Source organism: Streptococcus oralis, assembly GCF_003943395.1.
Lineage (GTDB): Bacteria > Bacillota > Bacilli > Lactobacillales > Streptococcaceae > Streptococcus > Streptococcus oralis_BF.
Map to the genome: position 1 here is coordinate 241,186 of NZ_RJPJ01000001.1, position 22,694 is coordinate 263,879.

Sequence of the window (22,694 nt, forward strand, 5' to 3'; positions counted from 1 at the left end):
CTATACTAAAATCATGAAAAAACTAATAAAAACTTTCTTCGATAACGAAATCCTCTCCTACTTATTTTTCGGTGCTGCTACTACTTTGGTTTCTATCTTATCGCGTTTGCTTATTTACCACATCAGCCACCAGGAAATCCTAGCAACCGTACTCGCAAATATCATTGGGATTCTCTTTGCTTTTATCACAAATGACACCATCGTCTTTAAGCAAAAGAGAAAGAATTGGCCGACTCGTCTTGCTAAGTTTTTTCTAGCTCGTCTCTCTACTCTTGGTCTTGACGTTCTTTTAACTTATATCTTTGTTACATCTTATCCCGATATTATCGGGCAATTTGTCAACGATCAACTAGATCAGGTTAATGCCATCGAAACGCTAATTGCGCAGGTTTTGATTATCATTCTTAACTATATTTTTAGTAAAGTATATGTTTTTTATAAATGAAATGGATGTCATTAAGCATTAAGGTTGCAATATTTAGGTATTTCAGGTACAATTAAGATTAGTTTTTGAAAGGAAATTATGAAAATGTTAAAAGATCTTAAAGAATTTTTGCTTCGTGGCAATGTCGTTGACCTCGCTGTCGGTGTGATCATCGCCTCTGCTTTTGGTGCTATCGTAACCTCACTCGTTAACGATATCATCACCCCACTTATCTTGAACCCAGCTTTGAAAGCTGCGAACGTAGAACGTATCGCTGAACTTTCATGGAATGGTGTTGGTTACGGTAGCTTCTTGAGCGCTGTTATCAATTTCTTAGTGATTGGTACTGTACTTTTCTTCGTTATCAAAGCTGTTGAAAAAGCTCAAAACCTTACTAAGAAAGAAGAGCCAGCTGAAGATACACCTGCTGCTCCAACTGAACTTGAAGTTCTTCAAGAAATCAAAGCTCTTCTTGAGAAAAAATAAGACAAATAAAGGATCTAGCTTCATGCTAAATCCTTTTTCTTTACTCTTTCGGCAATTTACCAGCCTTTTCGAGCATTTTCTTAATCAAGTAAGGCATCTTCACATTTTCACGACCTTTTTTCTCAATGAGTTTTTTGACAAATTCTGGCATTTGGAGGTCGTCTGTCTCCTCCATGATGTCCTTGGTAGTTGCTGAAGGCGCTAACTCATCAAAGGTTTCTTCTTCTGGGAGAAATTCCTTAAATTCTTTGTGTTCATTGGCTCTTACAGTAGTAACTAAAGCATCAATTAAACGAGAATCTGTGTTTGGCATAGGTGGTCGATGATAGGTTATACCTAATTCTCGACATAATTCATAACATTCTACATCGTTATCAAAAAGAACTTCGATATGTTCACTGATAAAGCTAATTGGTACAAAAATATAATGCTCTGGATGTTGTTTCTGTTCTCTCAAATACTCGAGTACATCTGGCTTGATCCAAGGAATTCCAATATCACTTTCGCTCTGCCAAGTATTAGTATACTGGTCGTCTGTTAGACCGAGTTGTTCAGCGATTAGCTTGCTATTATCAAAAATCTGATCGATATATGGATCTCCAAACTCCAAAGCAAAAATGGGGACGCTATGGGCTGAAAAGATCATCTTAAAAGACTCTTCTCCCACATCGTTTCGTAAAATTTTGCTAATCTCATCTGTCCAGAAGTCCAGCAAAGACTGTTGCTGATACCAATCCTTAATGACTAAAAATTGTATTTGCTGGCTCTCCAGAAACTTTTCATACCCCATAACCGAGTAGAAGGAATAATGTGGTTCTAAAATCAAGCAAATACATTCTTCAACACCATCAGCCTCCATCTGCTTGATCACATCAGGGATAAAGGGGCGAGAAAATTTGTTGGCAAAGTAGATGCCATACTCTTCTCCTAAACGTTCCTTGACTAAATTGACCTCCTCACGTGTAATCCTCTGAAGCGGTGTTCCACCTATACGAACATAGTTGTCATAGAGAGTCTGAATCTCGTGATCTTCGGGTCTAACTCCACGACGAATATTGGTAAAAAAATCCGCCACACTCTCAAAGGTAATCTCTTCTGGTGAACCGAATGTCATCATTAAAATTGCTTTTTTCATTGATATTTCCTTGTGATATTTTTTTCAATTACCATTGTACCATGAAATATATCATAAATAAACGCTTTCATTCATTTTATTTTTATTTACTTCTCTTTGTCTTTCTCTCCATTCTATGATACAATGAAAAAAATGATTATTAAAGGAGTTTTTATGACTTATCCCAACCTTTTAGAGCGTTTCTTGACCTACGTTAAGGTCAATACGCGTTCTGATGAACTCTCTACTACCACTCCAAGTACGCAAAGCCAGGTAGATTTTGCGACCAATATTCTTATTCCTGAAATGAAACGTGTTGGTCTGCAAAATGTTTACTACCTCCCAAATGGTTTTGCCATTGGTACCTTACCAGCAAATGATCCCAGCTTGACACGTAAGATTGGCTTCATCTCCCACATGGATACAGCTGATTTTAATGCTGAGGGAGTTAATCCACAAGTTATCGAAAATTACGACGGTGGAGTTATCGACTTGGGTGATTCTGGATTTAAACTGGATCCAGCTGACTTTAAGAGTCTTGAAAAATATCCAGGCCAAACCCTCATCACGACAGATGGCACGACCTTGCTGGGTGCTGATGACAAGTCAGGGATTGCTGAAATTATGACAGCTATTGAATATCTAACCGCTCACCCTGAAATCAAACACTGTGAGATTCGAGTTGGTTTTGGTCCAGATGAAGAAATTGGCGTTGGTGCCAATAAATTTGATGCAGATGACTTTGACGTTGACTTTGCCTATACTGTTGATGGTGGACCACTAGGGGAGCTTCAATACGAGACTTTCTCAGCAGCTGGTGCTGAACTCCATTTCCAAGGCCGCAATGTCCACCCTGGTACTGCTAAAGGTCAGATGGTCAATGCCCTTCAGCTAGCAATTGATTTTCATAATCAACTTCCAGAAAATGACCGACCTGAACTGACAGATGGTTACCAAGGTTTCTATCATCTTATGGATGTGACTGGAAGCGTTGAGGAGGCGCGTGCAAGCTATATCATCCGTGACTTTGAAAAAGATGCCTTTGAAGCACGTAAAGCAGCTATGCAGTCTATTGCTGACAAGATGAATCAAGAGCTTGGAAATAATCGAGTGACCTTGACTCTGACAGACCAGTACTACAATATGAAAGAAGTTATTGAGAAAGACATGACGCCCGTTACCATTGCTAAAGCTGTTATGGAAGATTTAGGTATCACGCCAATTATCGAACCAATCCGTGGCGGAACAGATGGGTCTAAGATTTCCTTTATGGGTATCCCAACTCCAAATATCTTTGCTGGTGGTGAAAACATGCATGGACGTTTTGAATACGTCAGCCTTCAGACTATGGAGCGTGCGGTGGACACCATCATTGGCATTGTAGCTTATAAAGACTAAAAAAGACGAGGTAGCTCAGCTACTTCGCCTTTCTTTTTATTCGTTTGGTTGAGCACTTAGCTCAGACTCGCTTTGCGCTTGCTTTTCTGTCGCTTGAGAAGTAGCTGTTTCACTGTCTTTCTCGGGCTTAGATTGGCTATCAGTTTCACTTGCTTTTGAACGGAGTTCCTGGTTCAAGCTAATGATTTCTTTAGCTAGAGTGAGGAGACCTTCTTTATCACTGCTTTTGGCTGCAAGTTGATCAAATAGGGCATCAACTCGTTCAAAGTCTGCATCGGATCCTTTGTTATCCTCTAAGTACTTGTGAAGAGAGAGCAAGACATTATAGAGTTTTTGGTATATAATCACCGTTTGTGGATCTTGTTCTGCTTCTTTTTCCTCTCGTTGGATAGTCGCTGCAATACGATTTAAAAGATCCTCAAGTTGTGTTTTAGCTTCGTCAAGGTCTGCATTTTCCTTTTCAGTAGCCGCTTTTATATTAGCTGCTTCTTCAGCTAGGGATTGTTTGACCCCGTCTTCTTTGACACGCGCTAGGAGTTGAGCAGCTTTTGTTAGAAGAGCATCCACTTCTTCCTTCTTAACATGGCTAACCCGCTCTTCTGGCATAAAATCACCGTAGAGTTCTTTTAGGAATTCATAGATGGCAGTCTTAGCAGTTTGACTATCTACTTTTTCCGTATCTAGAATAGTCTTACCAGCTTTTGTAGAAACGGGTTCTTCTTTGAGAGCCTCTTCTACTTCTAGCTTAGTTTGGTAAATAGTTGGGAATAACTTGTTCAAGTCGGTTGCTTTGAGGAAAGATTGTGACTGGTAAAGTTCCCATGTCAACTTGGCAACACGGTTACGAAGTTCTTCTCTCAAACGACCATCAGATACATGTTCATAGAAATACTTGATGTACTCTACTGTTGTAACCCCTGTTCGATCTCGGAAATCTTGCAAGGCCTGCAGTTTCGCTTCAATCGCATCCAACTCTGTCTCATCCTGTGCTAGTTTTGCTTCCTGCAAATGTACCAAAAGATCTTTCTTAGGCAAGCCATAAGTATCTGTATCCAGTGTATTGATCTTATCTACAAGGGCTTGATACTTCTTATCTAAAGGTGAAGTTTCAACCGGTGCCACACTTTGATCCACATGGATATACTGTTTATCAAAGAGATCCAAGGCTGCTAGATATCCAGCAGTTGAGTTTGTTGCCAGTTTTTTCATATTTTCGGTGAATTGCCCCAAAGCAAGTTCAACCCGTCTCTGCATGATAGGTTGGTCTTTGTAGAAACTTCTACTTTCCGCTAAAAGTTGATCCACTTTAGATAGAACAGTTTGTTCATCAAATGCTCCAGGTTGATAGGTCGATTGTAGGGCTGGAATCTTGTTTTTCAAAGCAACTTCATAGCCCTTGGTTTGAACCTTGATGTAGTGATTGTGGTCTCCGTGAGGAATCACAAAACTACCACTTTCTACCTGTAAACTATAAGGAGATACCCCATCACGTAGGGCAGTCGTATACAGTTCATTTAGGAAATCCAGTTCTGGATTCCCAGTTTGGAGAGGAATACGAACATGTTCTTTTCGAACAGCATAGGGATGGATATGGGTTGGATCATAGGCTTGATCCGGATTTCCAAAGACAAAGAATCCATTTGAAATACGAATCGCTTCGAGCGGAACCCCGTAGGTCTGTGAGATATACTTGATTTTTTCTTCATCGCTAGCATCTCTTGAGAAACTTTCCACAGTCTTGGCAAGTGGTTGAACAGGTTCAGCCTGATGATTTTCCTTCAAGTGGTCTTGGGCAGCTTTAATTTGGGCTTCAGTTAAGTCCTTCTTAAAGAAATAATGATTATGATCTCCGTGAGACATCACAAAACCTTTGTCATCCTCACTAATGACTCGGTCAGCTGCAAAGCCGTGATCATGATCTTCATCATGATGTGAAGGAGCTACTGGTACAGGCCTTGTGGTATTATTTGTCAAGGATTGAGGTCCAGTTGTAAGTGATGACTTAGGGATGTAATGGAAATGATTCCCGTGTCTCACAATATAGGCGTTCCCAGTATCTTCCACTATATCATTTGGATTAAAGACATAACCATCATCTGTTGAGTAAGTTCCTGTATTTGTAGAATGATTTTCTGCTCCTCTGTTAAACAGTGGAATCGAAAGCATCTGATCGACTTTAGTTGTCTTTACAGATGGAGAAAACGTAGAATTACTATCACTCAACTGAATCATACGCGCAATCTTTTCTTCTAATGCAGAGAGTTTTGTATAGGGAATAAAATGATAGTGATTTCCGTGCGGAATCGCTACTCCATTTGCGGTTCTACTAATAATTTTAGTTGGATCGAAGATGACACCATCTGACTCTGTATATCGTTGATCACGCGGAAGTGCATAGAGTTGACCTAGAAGATTTTGGATATCCTCTCCCTGATCTCCTTGAGAAATAGTTGCATTTTTATTATTTTCATTAGATTGAGAACGATAGTCCGTCACAGTCGGTTGGTTTCTAGTTCCAGAAAGGTAAGCTTGAGCAGCAGCTAATTCGCTAGCAGACAAGGAACTCTTTGGAATGTAGTGGTAATGTCCACCGTGAGGAACGATATAAGCATCACCAGTATCCTCTATAATATCAGATGGATTAAAGATGTATCCATCATCGGTAGTATAGCGTCCTTGCGATTGAGCAAGCGCCACTGCACTGTTAGAGGTTGGTGCATCATGAGTGTGACCTTGTTTTTGACGCTCAATTTCGTCCTTCGTACGAATATTATCAGCATGAGCCGCATCTTTAATGTAGACATAATACTTACCATCAACCTTGATAATGTAGCCACCTTTGATTTCGTTGACAATGTCAGCATCTTTCAGTTGATAATTAGCATCTTTCATCAACAGTTCTTCGCTGAAAATCGCGTCAAAAGGAACTTTACCATTGTAATAATGGAAATGATCACCGTGTGAAGTCACATAACCTTGATCGGTAATTTTCACAACAATTTGTTCTGCCTGAATATCTTCTTTTTTGCTAACTTGATCTGGTATCTGGGTCTCTGTTTTTTGAGAGTCTTGCTTCCCATTGACATAAGACACACGATTATTATCTTTGTTTCCTTCGACCTGGTGTTGGTTCAATGCATAGATGCAAAGGCTTAGGGAAAGGACTAGAGCCGATCCTGCTGCAAGGTATTTCTTCTTCATTTTCATCATCTCCTCATTTTAATTCTTCTGCAAGAACATTCATATTTTCTTCTAGATTTTCTAAGTATGTTTTATCATTTTCAGGATCTGCTTCTAAAGGATTGAGTGTCTTTAGACTAACTCCCGTTGATTTGACCAAGGTCTCAGCGACTTTAGAAGAAGCGTTACTTTCTGTAAAAATCGTCTTAACTTTATAGGTCTTAACAAATTCTTGGATTTCTGTCAACTGTCTCGGACTTGGCTCTTGTTCAGGGGAGATACCAGCAATTCCAAGCTGTTTCAATCCAAAGCGTTTAGCGAGATAAGAAAAGGCAGTATGTTGTGTAACAAAAGTCTTTTGACTCGCTTTTGCAAAAATTGGCTGGTATTTCTTGCTTAATTCTTGGGCTTTAGCAATAAAGTTTTTGGCATTCTTTTGATACGTTTCCTTATTAGCACCATCAATCTCCGAAAGTTTGTCTGCAATAATCTGCGCTTCTTCGCCTGCTTTTTCTGGATCTAACCAAGTGTGCGGGTCGTAGAGTGTTTTTTCATCAATACCATCACCAGCTTCTACATCTTCCAAGCCTGGTACACGCTCCAAGGTCATCCCTTCAGAGGCTTCTAAAACTTTAACTTTTGATTTTTTCAAATTTGGATCCAGACTTCCCGCCCAAGACTCCAGTGTATGCGAGTGGTAGACAAATACATCCGCGTCATAAATAGCAGCAATGTCATTCGCTGAAGGTTCATATGAGTGAATTCCACTACTTGACTGAATCATCCGAACATCATTCAAGTCACCTGAAACCTCTTTGACCATGGCATAGACTGGGTAAAAACTTGTGACAATCTTCATCCCTTTTGCTTCTTGTTTTTCTTTTTGACTACATGCTCCTAAGACAAGAGCCAACAAACTGGCCATCAATAATAGGATTGTTCTTTTTTTCATCATTACTCCTTAACTAGTATTTAACCATTTAATTAACTAGTAAATAGTTTATCTTTATTTACACTATATGTCAAGTTATTTTGCACATTTCCATGAAAAAAATGAGAACTAGAACTCACATTCTGCTCTCATTTTCGATTTTATCTTTTCTAGCTCTCCTATCCTGTTTTTAGGAGTTAGAAAATTGGGGTAGGTTTAGTTACTCTCCTTTAGCAATGCCAACAGCTTTTGAACTTCTGCCATAATAGTATTGTTGCCCTGAGCGCCAAATAGCAGGTTATTTTTTAATCCTGTGAGAGTTTCTTTGGCATTAGACTTGATAATTGGATCCTGGATTTTTGCAAGTAAATCTTCAGCCTCTCTCAACTTCGCTTCAACCTTTTCAGTCTCAACCTGAGTTTCTTCTGGCTCCTCTGGTGATTCTTCCTCAGGTTCCTCAGTTGGTTTTGGAGACTCTGGTTTCTCACTCTGCGGTTTCTCTTCGCGTGGCTTTTCTTCCTCAGGTTTGTCTGTCCGAGGTTTCTCCTGTGATGGTTTTTCCGTTTGATTGGTATCAGCTTGGCCATTTTGGTTTCTTTGAACATGGTCACTTGCATTTCCCCAACCACTATCTGAATGCGGACGTTCGTTTGGATGTTCGACATAGTACTTGACAGTCGCAAAGAGATCCTCAAGAGTATATCCTTTAGGTGCCTCATAAAGTCCTTCGTCAAACCACTCAAATTTGATGTTATGATAATGATCATAATGAGGAATGATTAAACTACCGTTTTTGACTTCCACAATATGTTGGAGATTATATGGAATACGATCAAGGGGCACTTTCTTAGCTGCTTTCACGCGGTTGTAGATTGCTTCTGCTCCTTTAGCCTCTGTATTTCCTGGATACTGATGGTCTGTTGAAGGAGGGGTCAAACCTTTCTCTTTAGCATAAGCCTGGGCTGCCGCTCTTTCGGCTTCAGACAAACTATCTTTTTTAATCCAATGGCTATGGGTCATATGTGGAGTTACATAGGCATCCCCCTCATCACTGGTGATATCACGAGGATCAAAGATATAGCCATCTTCTGTTGTATACTTGCCTGCCAACTTGGCTATTTGAATCTCATCATCAGTGTAGGCAAATTGCGCATTTGATTTTCCTAGACGTTCTGGATGACGAATCGGCGCTAGGAAGGCCAGAATATCATCCACCAACTTGACTTTATCACTTGAGGCATCGTTGAGTCGTTCCAACAGTTTATCCAAAGTGTCAAAATCAGCTTGGCGCCCTTTATTATTAAGTAAGTCTTGATGAACTGTTGCTAGTAAATCATAAGCCTTATTGTAAAATCCTCGATTAGCAGATGGGAGGTTGGTTTTCTTAGCTTCGAGTTTATGAGACAAACTTTCTTGCTTGGCCAGTTTACTATCAATGGCTGCAGCAGTTTCTACTGAAAGTTCCTTGGCAGGAATATAACGAGAGGTTCCATTCTCCTCAAATACATAGCCATCAGCTACTTTTCGAACCGCTTGTTTAACCAATTTTTCGTCAATGGGATTACTTGGAGATGGTTGAGGATTTGGTGCAGGTTGCGGGCTTGGACTAGGTTCCGGAGTCTGTTGTGGACTTGGTTCTGCTGGTCTTGAATCCGGCACCCAATGATTCGAACGATAGCGAGGTGGGATGATACGAGCGATTCGTTCTTCCAATTCAGACATCTGTGAATAAGGGATGAAATGGTAATGGTTCCCATGAGGCACTGCAACTCCTCTGGCTGTTCGACTTGTAATCTGCGCTGGATCAAAGACAAGCCCATCTGATTCCACATGTCGTTGACTGAGTGGCAAGGCATAAAGTTGTTTCAGAAGACTATCTATATCCTCATCACTTTGACTTGCTTGGCTATCGTCGCTACTGTTGTTAGATGTGTTCCTGTTCGTATAGCTACTGCCTTGATTATTATAGGATGGGATCCATCTATTTACATCGTTACTATTGTTGTTATTGGTACGGCGATAAGTAGCCGTGTTTGATTGGCTACTTCTACCAGATAGAAAGGCTTCTGCAGCAGCTAATTCGCTGGCTGATAACTCGCTCTTAGGAATGTAGTGGTAATGGTCGCCATGAGGAACAATATAAGCATCACCAGTATCTTCAATGATATCGGATGCATTAAAGATGTAACCATCATCTGTGGTGTAGCGTCCCTGTGAACGTGCCAAAGCAACAGCGCTATCGTTTGCTGAAGTTCCTCCTTCACGATGCTGACTATGCTCTTGTTTTTGTCGATTGATTTCTTCTTTCGTACGGACATTATCTGCATGGGCCGCATCCTTAAGGTAAACATAGTATTTTCCATCTACCTTGATAACATAACCACCCTTGATTTCACTGATAATATCCTCGTCCTTGAGCTGGTAGTTTGGATCCTTCATCAGCAACTCTTCACTGATGATAGCGTCGTAAGGAACCTTACCATTGTAATAATGATAGTGATCGCCGTGTGAAGTGACATAGCCCTGATCAGTTATCTTAATGACGATTTGTTCGGCATTGATACCTTCTTTTTTACTAACCTCATCAGGAGTTAGATTTTCCGTTTTTTGTGCTGCTTGGTTCCCATCAACATAAGACACACGGTTATTTTCCTTGACCATTCTAGCTTGATACAGTCCCAACTCGTAAGAGCAAACACTTAACATCAAAGCTGCTGCAGAACCAGCAAGGTATTTTTTATTAATTTTCATCGAAACTCTCTTTCTTTTTTATATTTCTAGTTGCAATTCATTTCTAAATTGCAGATACTCCTCTCTATTACTTAACTGGTTAATAGTTTACTCTTAAATTTGCAACTTGTCAAGAATTTTATGAACCAGTTAAGTATTTTTTATTCTTCACTGCTACTTTTTCAAGATTGGAGTTTATATAAGAAAAATTATCTTGAAAATTCTTAAAAAAAAATCCCTGCAACACAGTTGCAAGGACTTTCTGATTAATCAAAATTAACGTAGTCTTTTTGAAGTTCAAGAACTTCTTCCATTGTTGAGCATTCTGTAAGGGCACGATTTGCGTACTCTTCCATCTTAGCTGTGTCGAGTTTCTTCATCAAGCTACGTGTACGAAGAACAGATGTTGCTGACATAGAGAACTCATCCAAGCCCATTCCGACAAGAAGTGGAACAGCTTGTTGGTCACCAGCCATCTCACCACACATACCAGCCCATTTACCTTCAGCGTGAGCTGCTTTGATAACGTTATTGATCAAACGTAGGATTGATGGGTTGTATGGTTGGTAAAGGTATGAAACTTGCTCGTTCATACGGTCTGCTGCCATTGTGTATTGGATCAAGTCGTTTGTACCAATTGAGAAGAAGTCAACTTCTTTAGCAAATTGGTCTGCAAGCATGGCTGCTGCTGGGATTTCGATCATGATACCAACTTGGATATTATCCGCAACTGCAACTCCTTCAGCAAGAAGGTTTGCTTTTTCTTCGTCAAAGACTGCTTTCGCTGCACGGAATTCTTTCAAGAGCGCAACCATTGGGAACATGATACGCAATTGACCGTGAACAGACGCACGAAGAAGGGCACGGATTTGAGTGCGGAACATAGCATCTCCAGTCTCAGAGATAGAGATACGAAGGGCACGGAATCCAAGGAATGGGTTCATTTCGTGAGGCATATCGAAGTAAGGAAGTTCCTTATCTCCACCGATATCCATTGTACGAACGACAACAGGTTTACCGTTCATTCCTTCAAGTACAGCCTTGTAAGCTTCGTACTGCTCATCTTCTGTTGGGAAGTCTTGAGAATCCATGTACAAGAACTCTGTACGGTAAAGGCCAACAGCTTCAGCGCCATTGTCATTGACACCTTCAACGTCTTTTGGAGTACCAATGTTGGCAGCCAATTCAAAGTGTTTACCATCAGCAGTTACTGTTTTAGCGTCTTTCAAGAGCGCCCATTCAGCTTTTTGCTTCGCATACGCTTCACCAGCAGCCTTGAATTCTGCTGCTTGCTCATCAGTTGGGTTGATAATAACCTCACCTGTGATACCGTTAACGGCAAGAATGTCACCGTCTTTAACGATTTCAGTGATGTTGTTTGTACCCAATACTGCTGCAATTTCAAGTGTACGTGCCATGATAGCTGAGTGGCTTGTACGTCCACCAATGTTTGTTACAAAAGCTTTAACAAAGTTTTTGTCCAATTGAGCTGTATCAGAAGGAGTCAAGTCATGCGCGATTACGATCACTTCTTCATTGATAGAAGCTGGGTTTGGCAATTTTTTACCAAGGAGGTGGGCCAATACACGTTTTGTCACGTCGCGGATATCCGCTGCACGTTCTTGCATGTAAGGGTTGTCTTCCATACCCTCAAAGATAGTGATAAACATGTCTGTAACTTCTTTCAGACCTGCTTCTGCATTCACTTTCTTAGCACGGATAGTTTCTTTAATTTGGCTGATCATTTCAGGATCAGCAAGCACCATTAAGTGAGCGTCAAAAACTTGAGCAGCTTCTTCCCCTAGCGTACCTACTGCTTTCTCACGGATAACAGAAAGCTCGTCTTGTGATGCTTGTAAAGCGGCATCAAGGCGAGCTTCTTCTGCGTTTGTATCTTCGACTGTAACAGTCTCGAATGACAAATCCGGTTGAACGAGTAGATATGCTTTAGCAACTGCAACACCATCTGACGCTGCGATTCCTTTAAGCATTTCTGTCATTTCCTTATGCCAATCCTTCTTTTTCCATTGTTTCTGAGATAGCAGCGATTGCATCGTCAGCATCTGCACCTTCAGCTGAAATTGTAACGTCAGCACCTTGGCCAACACCAAGACTCATAACACCCATGATAGATTTAAGGTTTACTGATTTACCTTTGTACTCAAGAGTGATATCTGAAGCAAATTTGCTAGCTGTTTGAACCAACAATGTTGCTGGACGTGCGTGAATACCTGTTTCTGCCACTACGTGGAAATCTTTAGAAGCCATAGTTTGACTCTCCTTTAAGTGTTTTCTATTTGAGTTATAAGTGATAACCCTTACAATAGTGTATTATATCACCTTCAAGATAATTTTTCAAGTGTTTTATGGACTTTCTTCAATTTCCTTTCAGATAACTTGCTGAAAATCTTCTATATAAATTACCAACATACAGGATATAGTTTTTTTGTTTTAATAAACTTTGATAGTTCAATGAAAGTTAAGGTTTATGTTTTCGAAACCACTATATCTTGTATTTGATTTTTAAAACCGTAACTTTTAGGCACAAGATTTAGTTTAAAAAGTTTGACAAAGTTTTTTTTTCTGATATACTAAGAAAGTAATCAAATTTTATGAGGAGTTACGAAAATGGTAACGGTTTATTCTAAAAATAATTGTGTACAATGTAAAATGACCAAACGTTTCTTAGATAGCAACAATGTCGCTTATCGTGAGATCAATCTCGATGAGCAACCTGAGTATGTCGATCAAGTTAAAGAGCTTGGTTTCAGCGCTGCTCCTGTTATCCAAACACCAACTGAAGTCTTTTCAGGCTTCCAACCAGGAAAACTGAAACAATTAGCATAATCTTAGTACATCATCCAGAAGAAACTGCTTCTAGGGCTAACTTAGAGGCCTTTCTTTTGTAATTAGATAAGGGAAATTTTATGGGATTAAAACATCTTGAGGACGTAACTTACTTCCGTCTCAATAACGAAATCAACCGTCCTGTTAATGGACAAATCATGCTTCATAAAGATAAAGAAGCCTTGGATGCTTTCTTTAAGGAAAATGTAGTTCCAAATACCATGGTTTTTGATTCAATCACTGATAAGATCAACTACCTCATTGAGCACAACTACATCGAAACGGCCTTTATCAAGAAATACCGTCCAGAGTTTTTGGAAGAATTGCATCAATTTATCAAGGACCAAAACTTCCAATTCAAATCATTCATGGCTGCCTATAAGTTTTACAACCAGTATGCCTTGAAGACTAACGACGGGGAATACTATCTTGAAAGCATGGAAGACCGCGTCTTCTTTAACGCACTATATTTTGCTGACGGTGATGAAGCGATCGCGACCGATATTGCCAATGAAATCATCCACCAACGCTACCAACCTGCTACTCCTTCCTTCTTAAATGCTGGTCGTGCTCGTCGTGGGGAGTTGGTATCTTGCTTCTTGATCCAAGTGACTGATGACATGAACTCTATCGGACGTTCTATCAACTCTGCTCTTCAACTTTCGCGTATCGGTGGAGGTGTGGGAATTTCACTCAGCAACCTTCGTGAAGCTGGGGCTCCTATCAAGGGTTATGAAGGAGCTGCTTCTGGTGTCGTTCCAGTTATGAAACTCTTTGAAGACAGCTTCTCTTACTCTAACCAATTGGGGCAACGTCAAGGTGCTGGTGTTGTCTACCTCAACGTCTTCCACCCAGATATTATCGCCTTCCTTTCAACTAAGAAAGAAAATGCCGATGAAAAAGTTCGTGTTAAGACCCTTTCACTTGGTGTTGTGGTGCCCGATAAATTCTACGAATTAGCACGTAAAAATGAAGAAATGTACCTCTTCAGCCCATATTCTGTAGAACTTGAATATGGTGTACCATTCAACTATATCGACATCACTGAAAAATACGATGAATTGGTCGCAAATCCAAACATCCGCAAAACAAAAATCAAAGCGCGTGATTTAGAAACTGAAATTTCTAAATTGCAACAAGAATCTGGCTACCCTTATGTCGTCAACATTGATACGGCTAACCGTGCAAATCCTGTTGATGGAAAGATTATCATGAGTAACTTGTGTTCTGAGATTCTTCAAGTCCAAAAACCAAGCTTGATCAACGATGCTCAAGAATTCCTTCAAATGGGAACAGACGTTTCATGTAACCTTGGTTCAACCAACGTGGTCAACATGATGACTTCACCTGACTTTGGTCGTTCTATCCGTGCTATGGTTCGCGCCCTTACTTTCGTTACAGATAGTTCACACATCGTAGCTGTACCTACTATTGACCATGGAAATAGCCAAGCTCATACCTTTGGTCTTGGTGCCATGGGACTTCATAGCTACCTTGCCCAACAACTGATTGAATATGGATCACCTGAGTCTGTTGAGTTTACAAGCATATACTTTATGCTTATGAACTACTGGACTTTGGTTGAGTCAAACAATATCGCGCGTGAACGTGGTATTACCTTCCACAACTTTGAAAAATCAGACTATGCTAACGGAAGCTACTTTGACAAGTATATTACAGGCGAATTCCTTCCAAAATCAGAACGTGTTAAAGAACTCTTCAAAGATGTCTTTATCCCAAGTGCTGCTGACTGGGCTAAACTTCGCGACAAGGTTCAAGCAGAGGGTCTTTACCACCAAAACCGCCTTGCTGTAGCGCCAAACGGTTCTATCAGCTACATCAACGATGTTTCTGCCTCTATCCACCCAATTACGCAACGTATTGAAGAACGTCAAGAGAAGAAAATCGGTAAAATCTACTACCCTGCTGCTGGCTTGTCAACAGAAACCATTCCTTACTACACTTCTGCTTACGATATGGATATGCGTAAGGTGATCGATGTTTACGCTGCTGCGACTGAGCACGTGGACCAAGGACTTTCACTTACCCTCTTCATGCGTAGTGACATTCCAAAAGGACTTTACGAATGGAAGAAAGAAAACAAACAAACGACACGTGACTTGTCTATTCTTCGTAACTATGCCTTTAACAAGGGTATCAAGTCTATCTACTACGTCCGTACCTTTACAGACGACGGTGGGGAAGTCGGTGCTAACCAATGTGAAAGCTGTGTGATTTAGTTTTAGTCTAAGGCAATTAATATGAAAAATTTAATTTTAGATTCTATTAAAATTATAAAAGAAGTTAAGTGGGATTATGCCAGAATGGCCCAACTGACAAAGTTATGGGGAGGACCCAAAAAAGCAGCTGCCTCTATGGCAGTAATACTTATTGGTATCGGAAGTTTTCTAGGTACAATAACTACTCTCAGTTTTCAAAAACTATTTAAACATTTCCTTTCTAAACTTCAAACTAGCAAAAATATAAACTCACCAAACGACGAAGATGAACAAAAGATTCAACAAAAAACGGATGAGTATTTAACCGAAGTACAAATTAGAAAAGAAAACAATCAAAGTACAGACGATATTGACGAAGAATATAACAATTCTATGAAAGAACTTTTAGATAGCCACTAAGAATGATTAATTCAAAAGGATTTTTACAAAATGCAAACTTACTACAAAGCCATTAACTGGAATGCCATCGAAGATGTCATCGACAAATCAACTTGGGAAAAGCTGACGGAGCAATTCTGGCTCGATACGCGTATCCCCTTGTCAAATGACCTAGACGACTGGAGAAAACTATCAAACAAAGAAAAAGACTTGGTTGGAAAAGTCTTTGGTGGTTTGACCCTTTTGGATACCATGCAATCTGAAACAGGGGTTCAAGCACTTCGCTCAGACATCCGTACACCGCATGAGGAAGCTGTTTTCAACAACATCCAGTTTATGGAATCTGTCCACGCAAAATCTTACTCTTCTATCTTTTCTACCTTGAATACCAAGGCCGAAATCGAAGAAATCTTTGAATGGACCAACACTAACCCCTACCTACAAAGAAAAGCGGAAATTATCAATGAAATCTACCTCAATGGTAGCCCGCTAGAAAAGAAAGTTGCCAGCGTTTTCCTTGAAACCTTCCTCTTCTACTCTGGTTTCTTTACGCCCCTCTACTATCTCGGTAACAACAAACTGGCCAACGTTGCGGAAATCATCAAACTGATCATTCGTGATGAGTCTGTTCACGGAACCTACATTGGTTACAAATTCCAACTTGGTTTCAATGAATTACCTGAAGAAGAGCAAGAAAAGCTCAAAGAATGGATGTACGACCTGCTCTACACTCTCTACGAGAACGAAGAGGGCTATACAGAAAGCCTCTATGACGGTGTTGGTTGGACCGAAGAGGTTAAAACCTTCCTTCGCTACAATGCCAATAAGGCCCTTATGAACCTAGGACAAGATCCACTCTTCCCAGATTCAGCTGATGATGTCAATCCTATCGTCATGAACGGTATTTCAACAGGAACTTCTAACCACGACTTCTTCTCTCAAGTCGGAAATGGTTACCTTCTTGGTGAAGTTGAAGCCATGCAAGACGAGGATTACAACTACGGTTTAGACTAATTTGACCAATCATTCAAAATATCATGGTTTGTTTAAATAAACTATGATATTTTTGTTTTTGTTTTATTTTGTTCTTTTTCTATTTGATTGATTGAGCGTTTTATGGTAAGATAATAATAGTAGAAATCGAGGTGATAAGGATGCTAAAGCAAGAAAAACTAGATAGTATTCTAGAAGCAGTAAACACAAAAGGCACTATTACTGTAAAAGAGATTATGGAGAATCTTGATGTGTCAGATATGACGGCTCGCCGCTATTTGCAAGAACTAGCAGATAAGGATTTGCTTGTTCGTGTGCATGGTGGTGCTGAAAAACTTCGTACAGGTTCTCTCTTAAACAACGAACGCTCAAACGTTGAAAAACAAGGCTTGCAGATTGCTGAAAAACAAGAAATCAGTCGTTTTGCCGGTCATTTGATTGACGAAGGTGAAACTATTTTCATCGGGCCAGGAACAACCTTGGAGTGCTTTGCTCGTGAGCTCCCTATTGATAACATTCGTGTTGTAACAAACAGTCTTCCAGTTTTTCTCATCCTAAACGAACGAAAACTAACAGATTTGATCTTGATTGGTGGAAACTATCGCTCTATCACTGGTGCTTTTGTAGGGACACTTACCTTACAGGATTTGGCCAATCTTCAGTTTTCTAAAGCTTTTGTAAGTTGTAATGGTATTAAGGATAAGGCAATTGCTACTTTCAGTGAAGAAGAGGGCGAGGTACAACGAATCGCCTTGAACAATGCCAATAAAAAATACTTACTGGCAGACCACAGTAAGTTTAATAAGTTTGATTTTTACACTTTTTACAATATCTCAGAGATTGATACCATCGTTTCAGATTCCAAACTGAGTCAGGAGACATTTGAAGATCTGTCGAAACAAACAACCATTCTTTTATCAAAACCATAAAAATTCCCCTACCTTTTGGTGGGGAATTTTTGTTGAATTTTATTCAATAAGTTGTGTCTCAGCTAGTTTCTTATACCAGTGAGCTGATTTCTTAGGATAACGTTCTTGAGTTTCAAAGTCTACATAGAAGAGACCGTAACGTTTTTCATAACCGTTTGACCATGAGAAGACGTCCATCAATGACCAAATGAAGTAACCTTTTACATTAGCTCCATCAGAGATTGCATCTGCAATCACTTCCATATGTTTCTTAACATAATCAATCCGTCCATCATCGTAGACTGTCCCATCCACAAACTCATCTTTGTATCCGAGACCATTCTCAGTGATGTAGATTTTCTTGTAATTTGGGTAATCTTTCTTCACGCGCATGATTTGATCATACAAACCTTGAGGATAGATAATCCAGTCCCAGTCCGTACGTGGGACATAGTCAGGCGCCACTCGACGTCCAACTCCCTTAATCTGATACTTAGAGCTTCCTTTTTCACCCTTACCGTTATGAATGATTTCTGTTTCGCCATCAAAGGCTTGCATCCAATCACTCATGTAGTAGTTAATTCCAAGGAAGTCATTCAGGTCTTTTGCAGCTTCTAGGACTACGAAGTCTTCTTCACGCAAATCTAAGCTTCCACCATTGACTGCTAAAATATGGTTGACACCTTCCATGGTTTCTATGGAATATCGACCTAGATAGGTCGCATCTAGGATAAATTTATTGTGAATGATATCTTCTAACTCAGCTGCACGAACATCTGCTGGGTTATCTGGATCCAGAGAATACTTAGTAGGCAGGGCATGAACCACACCAATTTCACCCTTGTATCCCTTATCCTTGAAAAGTTTTACTGCACGCGCATGCGACACCATCATATTGTGATGAGATTGGAAGACTTTGGCAAGGTCGTACTGGATACCTGGTGGAAATTTCCCAACCAAATACTGGCCGTCTCCTATCGGCCCAATTTCATTAAAGGTTGTCCAAAAGTTAACTTCAGGAAATTCTTCAAAACAGAAGGCCGCATAATCCACAAAGTGATCAATGTTTTCTCTATTCAGGAAATCTCCGTTTGAATGAAGTGCTTCTGGCGTATCAAAGTGATGGAGGGTCACGAAGGGCTCAACATGCCGTTTGTGACATTCTGCAAACAACTTGTGATAGAACTCAACTCCCTTGGCATTGACTTTCCCGTAACCAGTTGGAAAGATACGTGACCAAGCGATTGAAATACGGATACCATTGACACCATACTCTTCTGCAAGTTTGAGGTCAACTGGGTATTTGTGGTAGAAATCACTGGCTGGCTCAGCAGTGTACCAGTAGTTATCTTTGAGGTATTTGTCCCAGGCAACTGGCCCTTTACCATCAGTATGTGTAGCACCTTCTGCTTGGTAGGCTGCTGTTGCCCCACCAAAAATAAAGTCTTTTGGAAGTGTTTTTGTCATTTGATTCACCTTTCAAGAAATAGAAATGAGATGGAGATATAGTTGGGAGGAGTTCCTCCATCTCACTTCTTTACTATTTACCATTTATTCTTCGAACTGCGCTTGTACAAAGGCAAGAGCGCCTTTTCCATCACGAGTTAGTTTGATGTATTGAGCACCTTCTGTCTTGGCAAGTTTGATACCAAGTTTGTCGGTTTCGGCCTTCATGTCTTCAAAGTTTGAAGCTACTTGAGGAGCGAGGATAACAAGATCAAACTCTGGCAGCATTTCACGGTGAGCTCCATAGCCACCAGCTGCTGCCTTGACAGGAACTTTATATTCTTCTGCTGCTTTATTTAAAGCATTTGCAAGGAGACCACTTGTTCCTCCACCTGCACAGAGGACGAGAACATTTGTTTCCTCAGTGATTGTATTTTGAGCTGCTTCTACACCTGCTTTTTCAAGAATAGCATCCGCTTTGGCAGTATTGAAGTTTGCTGCTACTTTTTCTTTTAATTCATCATTAACTTTACCAGAACGCTCTTCTTCAAGGATTTGTTCATCATAGACTTTAAGGAATGGATAGTAAATGACAATGTCAACAACAATTAGAAGGGTAGCAAGAATGAACGATAGAACTTGGAAGTTTGTACCGAGAACAATACCGAGCGGACCTGGTGTTGTCCAAGGAAGGTTGGCTGTAAATGAGTTCATGCCAAGCGTCTCAATGAAGAATTTAAAGATCCATACGTTGGCAATTGGCGCAAAGATGAAAGGAATAAAGAAGATTGGGTTCAATACAAGCGGTGCACCAAACAAGATTGGTTCATTTACACCAAAGAAAGTTGGAACAACAGACGCACGTCCGATTGCACGGTTACGTTTCGATTTGGCCAACCACATGAACATGAATGGGACAACCAGTGTCGCACCCGTACCACCCATGGTAACGATAAACATTTGTGTACCTGAAGTAAGAATCTTGTCAGCGTGCATACCTTGTTGGAGAAGGTTCAAGTTGACTTCGGCATTTGCATAGGTAATAGCTGCGATTGCTGGCTCGACGATTGAAGGACCGTGGATACCAACAAACCAGAAGAAGGCAAAGGCACCAAAGATAATGGTAATACCTAGATAACCATCAGCAGCAGAGAATAATGGTGCAAAGAATTTACCAATTGATTCTGCAACGCTGGCTCCAACAAATTGACGAGCTAGTAAATCAAGGACGTAAAGAGAAACAACAGATAGAGTGAATGGAATTACATCTTTAAAGACTTGCGAGATATTGGGTGGAACTTCGTCAGGCATGCGAATAGTGACGTTGTTCTTAACACAAACCTTATAGATTGCTACGGTTACAAAGGCAGCAAGAAAGGCTGAAAGCAACCCTTTTGTCCCAAGGAAACCTGTCGCAAATCCACCTTCAATCGGATCAGCTGCTAACATCAACAAACCAACAATCGCTGCCAAAAGTGTTGACATATAGTTGATTTGGTTGGTTTTCTCCATACTTCGGTTGACTGAGTCCGTCAAAGATTTAGCTGTTGTACCAGCTACCAAGAGAGCCAGAATTCCCATTGAATAGCTGTAAGGTTTCATTAGAAAGGCTACAACTTCGTCAGACCATTTAAATCCCCATGAGTTTGGTACAAAGGCAATCAAGATAAAGATACTTGAGAAGAGAATAACTGGCATCCCTGCAATGAAACCATCACGAATAGCACGAAGATAGATATTACGAGATAATTTCTCAAAGAAAGGTTTTCCTTTCTCGATAAATGAAATTAGTTTGTTCATTACTTAACTCCTCTCTTGTAGAGTTCGATTAAATGGTGCATCAAGTCTTTTAACAAGATAGTTGTCATCAAGTGATCCTGACCATGCATCATGGTCACACTATAAGCCAAATCCTCACCAGCTGCTTCCTTGGTCAATAGACTTGTTTGCGCGTGGTGAGCCTCGGCGATACAGCCACCAGCTTCCTCAACTAAGCTATCCGCTTTCGCAAAATCACCAGCTTCAGCAGCCTTTAAAGCTTCCAATAGTTTTGATCGAGCATCGCCAGCATAGGCTACGATTTCAAAACCTAACAATGTTACTTCTTCTCTATTCATGATAGAATTCTCCTTATGTATTTTTAATTAAATTTTTATGACAATAAACGTTGGATATGTAGAACTAGATAAACTCGTTCACTTTTATATAAATCAAGACCCGTATGTTGCGTAATCACATCATAGATCTTGGAGCCGACCTCAAATGCCTTTGGATAGGATTGCTTGATATGGTCTTCCATATCTAGAAGCGATTGATTATCATCTCTGGAACGGTCTAAATAATCCAAGAAATAATTCAAATGAATCATAAAACGATCATAGAAATGATTATTCACTTTGGTTCGTTGAATTGCATAACCCTTTAGCACTTCTTCGACATTCCTGAGAATTTCTTTCCTCTTATCAATCGACTCAACCACTTGAACTTCATTCTCCCCTTCGGCATTGATGAAATGATAAGCGATCCGAATAATTTCATCCTCAGGGAAATGATCTGTCAACTTCTGACGATAGATTTCAAAGGCTTCCTTTGCGATTTGAAAAGCGACAGGATACTTAGTGGAAATATCTGGCAGATTGCTATCCTTGTACCTTCCTTGTGTTAGTGCTTGATAAGAACAATAAATATGATCTGTCAAGGTCACATAGAGATACTCTTGAATCGGATAATGATATTTCTTTGATAGCTTATCAATGATTTCATAAGTCACTGTGATAAAATCAAGCGGAACATCTTTGAGCAGAGCCATAAAGTTTTCCCTGGACTCTTCTGTCTTCATCCGAAAGATTTTCTCAACTTGATCTTCAGCAATCAAATCCCCCTTCTTTTTCCCAAATACAATCCCCTTACCAATTACAATCACCTCTTCTCCTTTGTCATTTCTGACAAGTGAAACATTGTGATTCATTGGATTTAGAATTCGATACATGTCAACCTCCTTTTATCTCTTAAAGGTATATGAGTACAAAAAATGACCACAAATGAACTAGAAAATCCTTTGATTTCTAATCCACCTGTGATCATGCCTAATATTACTTAGTAACACTCACCTTGTATTAACTTGTGATTTAAGTATAGCACAAGTAAGTTTTTTTGTAAACCTTTACATTCAACTTTTTTTAAAATTTTTATTTAGATCAATGTTCCTAAGATTAGGGGGGGAAAAACTTATACACGTTCAGTCCATGAAGTCGCTGTTGTTTGAAGAACTTTGTTGAGTTCGTCAATGTTCTCAAATCCAGTTGTGCGAAGCCATTCGCGAGCTGCTGCTTCACCGTCTTTGATGTAGGCTTCAACTGATCCAGCCCAAGTTGCACGGCCACAAAGAACACCATTGAAGTTTGCGCCTGATTCGTGGGCAAAGACAAGGGTTTCTTGGAAGAGTTTAGCCGACACTCCCGCACTCAAGTAGATGTATGGAAGATTCGTTGCTTCATCTTGTGCTTTGAAGAAAGCTGCTGCTTCTTCACGTGTATGCACGATTTCACCTTCGCCAAAACCTTCAACGTATTTGACATTGACTGGAACTTCCACTTTCAAGACATCGATGTTGAAGCGT

General features: G+C 40.1%; 19 protein-coding genes. 8 read left to right on the plus strand and 11 right to left on the minus strand.

Annotation, left to right across the window (positions count from 1 at the left end):
* Window positions 1-13: 13 nt before the first annotated feature.
* Window positions 14-445, plus strand: a complete 432-nt coding sequence (locus D8802_RS01210; RefSeq protein ID WP_125394494.1) for a GtrA family protein — start codon at window positions 14-16, stop codon at window positions 443-445.
* Between the two features lie 84 nt (window positions 446-529).
* Window positions 530-910 carry a large conductance mechanosensitive channel protein MscL gene (mscL, locus tag D8802_RS01215; RefSeq protein ID WP_000910209.1) on the plus strand — a complete coding sequence of 127 codons (381 nt, stop codon included), beginning with the start codon at window positions 530-532 and terminating at the stop codon, window positions 908-910.
* 40 nt (window positions 911-950) lie between these two features.
* Here mscL and hemH read toward each other — a convergent pair whose 3' ends face one another.
* Window positions 951-2,045, minus strand: a complete 1,095-nt coding sequence (gene hemH, locus D8802_RS01220) for a ferrochelatase (RefSeq protein ID WP_125394495.1) — start codon at window positions 2,043-2,045, stop codon at window positions 951-953.
* A 153-nt stretch (window positions 2,046-2,198) separates the two neighbouring features.
* Between hemH and pepT the strand changes: the two genes are divergently transcribed.
* The gene (gene pepT, locus D8802_RS01225) at window positions 2,199-3,422 is read left to right on the plus strand and encodes a peptidase T (RefSeq protein WP_125394496.1); all 1,224 of its coding nucleotides are present in this window, start codon (window positions 2,199-2,201) and stop codon (window positions 3,420-3,422) included.
* Window positions 3,423-3,458: 36 nt separating this feature from the next.
* Here pepT and D8802_RS01230 read toward each other — a convergent pair whose 3' ends face one another.
* From D8802_RS01230 to D8802_RS01250, 5 genes are all read right to left on the minus strand, one after another.
* Window positions 3,459-6,623: a pneumococcal-type histidine triad protein gene (locus D8802_RS01230; protein ID WP_398575028.1), complete on the minus strand. Its 3,165-nt coding sequence runs from the start codon at window positions 6,621-6,623 to the stop codon at window positions 3,459-3,461.
* 13 nt (window positions 6,624-6,636) lie between these two features.
* Window positions 6,637-7,554 carry a metal ABC transporter solute-binding protein, Zn/Mn family gene (locus D8802_RS01235; RefSeq protein ID WP_125394498.1) on the minus strand — a complete coding sequence of 306 codons (918 nt, stop codon included), beginning with the start codon at window positions 7,552-7,554 and terminating at the stop codon, window positions 6,637-6,639.
* 195 nt (window positions 7,555-7,749) lie between these two features.
* Entirely contained in the window at window positions 7,750-10,284 is a 2,535-nt protein-coding gene (locus D8802_RS01240) for a pneumococcal-type histidine triad protein (protein WP_125394499.1), read from the minus strand.
* Between the two features lie 245 nt (window positions 10,285-10,529).
* A complete protein-coding gene (gene ptsP, locus D8802_RS01245; protein WP_125394500.1) occupies window positions 10,530-12,263 on the minus strand; it encodes a phosphoenolpyruvate--protein phosphotransferase in 1,734 nt (577 codons plus the stop codon).
* Window positions 12,264-12,267: 4 nt separating this feature from the next.
* Complete coding sequence (locus tag D8802_RS01250; protein ID WP_000146947.1) at window positions 12,268-12,531, minus strand: phosphocarrier protein HPr; 264 nt, start codon at window positions 12,529-12,531, stop codon at window positions 12,268-12,270.
* A gap of 360 nt (window positions 12,532-12,891) precedes the next feature.
* On the opposite strand from D8802_RS01250, the gene nrdH reads away from it, so the two are divergent.
* The 5 genes from nrdH (at window position 12,892) to D8802_RS01275 (ending at window position 17,650) form a co-directional block, all read left to right on the plus strand.
* Window positions 12,892-13,110: a glutaredoxin-like protein NrdH gene (nrdH, locus tag D8802_RS01255; RefSeq protein ID WP_000259241.1), complete on the plus strand. Its 219-nt coding sequence runs from the start codon at window positions 12,892-12,894 to the stop codon at window positions 13,108-13,110.
* Between the two features lie 80 nt (window positions 13,111-13,190).
* Window positions 13,191-15,350 carry a class 1b ribonucleoside-diphosphate reductase subunit alpha gene (gene nrdE / locus D8802_RS01260; protein ID WP_125394501.1) on the plus strand — a complete coding sequence of 720 codons (2,160 nt, stop codon included), beginning with the start codon at window positions 13,191-13,193 and terminating at the stop codon, window positions 15,348-15,350.
* Between the two features lie 21 nt (window positions 15,351-15,371).
* Window positions 15,372-15,749, plus strand: a complete 378-nt coding sequence (locus tag D8802_RS01265; protein ID WP_125394502.1) for a hypothetical protein — start codon at window positions 15,372-15,374, stop codon at window positions 15,747-15,749.
* Between the two features lie 30 nt (window positions 15,750-15,779).
* Window positions 15,780-16,742, plus strand: a complete 963-nt coding sequence (gene nrdF, locus D8802_RS01270; protein ID WP_084878187.1) for a class 1b ribonucleoside-diphosphate reductase subunit beta — start codon at window positions 15,780-15,782, stop codon at window positions 16,740-16,742.
* Between the two features lie 140 nt (window positions 16,743-16,882).
* Window positions 16,883-17,650: a DeoR/GlpR family DNA-binding transcription regulator gene (locus tag D8802_RS01275; protein WP_125394503.1), complete on the plus strand. Its 768-nt coding sequence runs from the start codon at window positions 16,883-16,885 to the stop codon at window positions 17,648-17,650.
* Window positions 17,651-17,689: 39 nt separating this feature from the next.
* Here the strand turns inward: D8802_RS01275 and lacG are convergent, their stop codons facing one another.
* From lacG to D8802_RS01300, 5 genes are all read right to left on the minus strand, one after another.
* Window positions 17,690-19,096, minus strand: coding sequence for a 6-phospho-beta-galactosidase (gene lacG, locus D8802_RS01280; protein ID WP_125394504.1), 1,407 nt, complete (start codon window positions 19,094-19,096; stop codon window positions 17,690-17,692).
* 84 nt (window positions 19,097-19,180) lie between these two features.
* Window positions 19,181-20,875 (minus strand): lactose-specific PTS transporter subunit EIIC, encoded by a 1,695-nt coding sequence (locus D8802_RS01285; RefSeq protein ID WP_125394505.1) that lies wholly within the window; start codon window positions 20,873-20,875, stop codon window positions 19,181-19,183.
* On the minus strand, window positions 20,875-21,192 hold the full coding sequence (locus D8802_RS01290; protein ID WP_001078319.1) for a PTS lactose/cellobiose transporter subunit IIA: 318 nt from the start codon (window positions 21,190-21,192) through the stop codon (window positions 20,875-20,877). The genes D8802_RS01285 and D8802_RS01290 overlap by 1 nt, the downstream gene beginning before the upstream one ends.
* Window positions 21,193-21,227: 35 nt before the next feature.
* Window positions 21,228-22,064 carry a PRD domain-containing protein gene (locus D8802_RS01295; RefSeq protein WP_125394506.1) on the minus strand — a complete coding sequence of 279 codons (837 nt, stop codon included), beginning with the start codon at window positions 22,062-22,064 and terminating at the stop codon, window positions 21,228-21,230.
* Window positions 22,065-22,303: 239 nt separating this feature from the next.
* Window positions 22,304-22,694: beta/alpha barrel domain-containing protein (locus D8802_RS01300; RefSeq protein WP_472725595.1), on the minus strand; the 391-nt coding region annotated here is incomplete at its 5' end.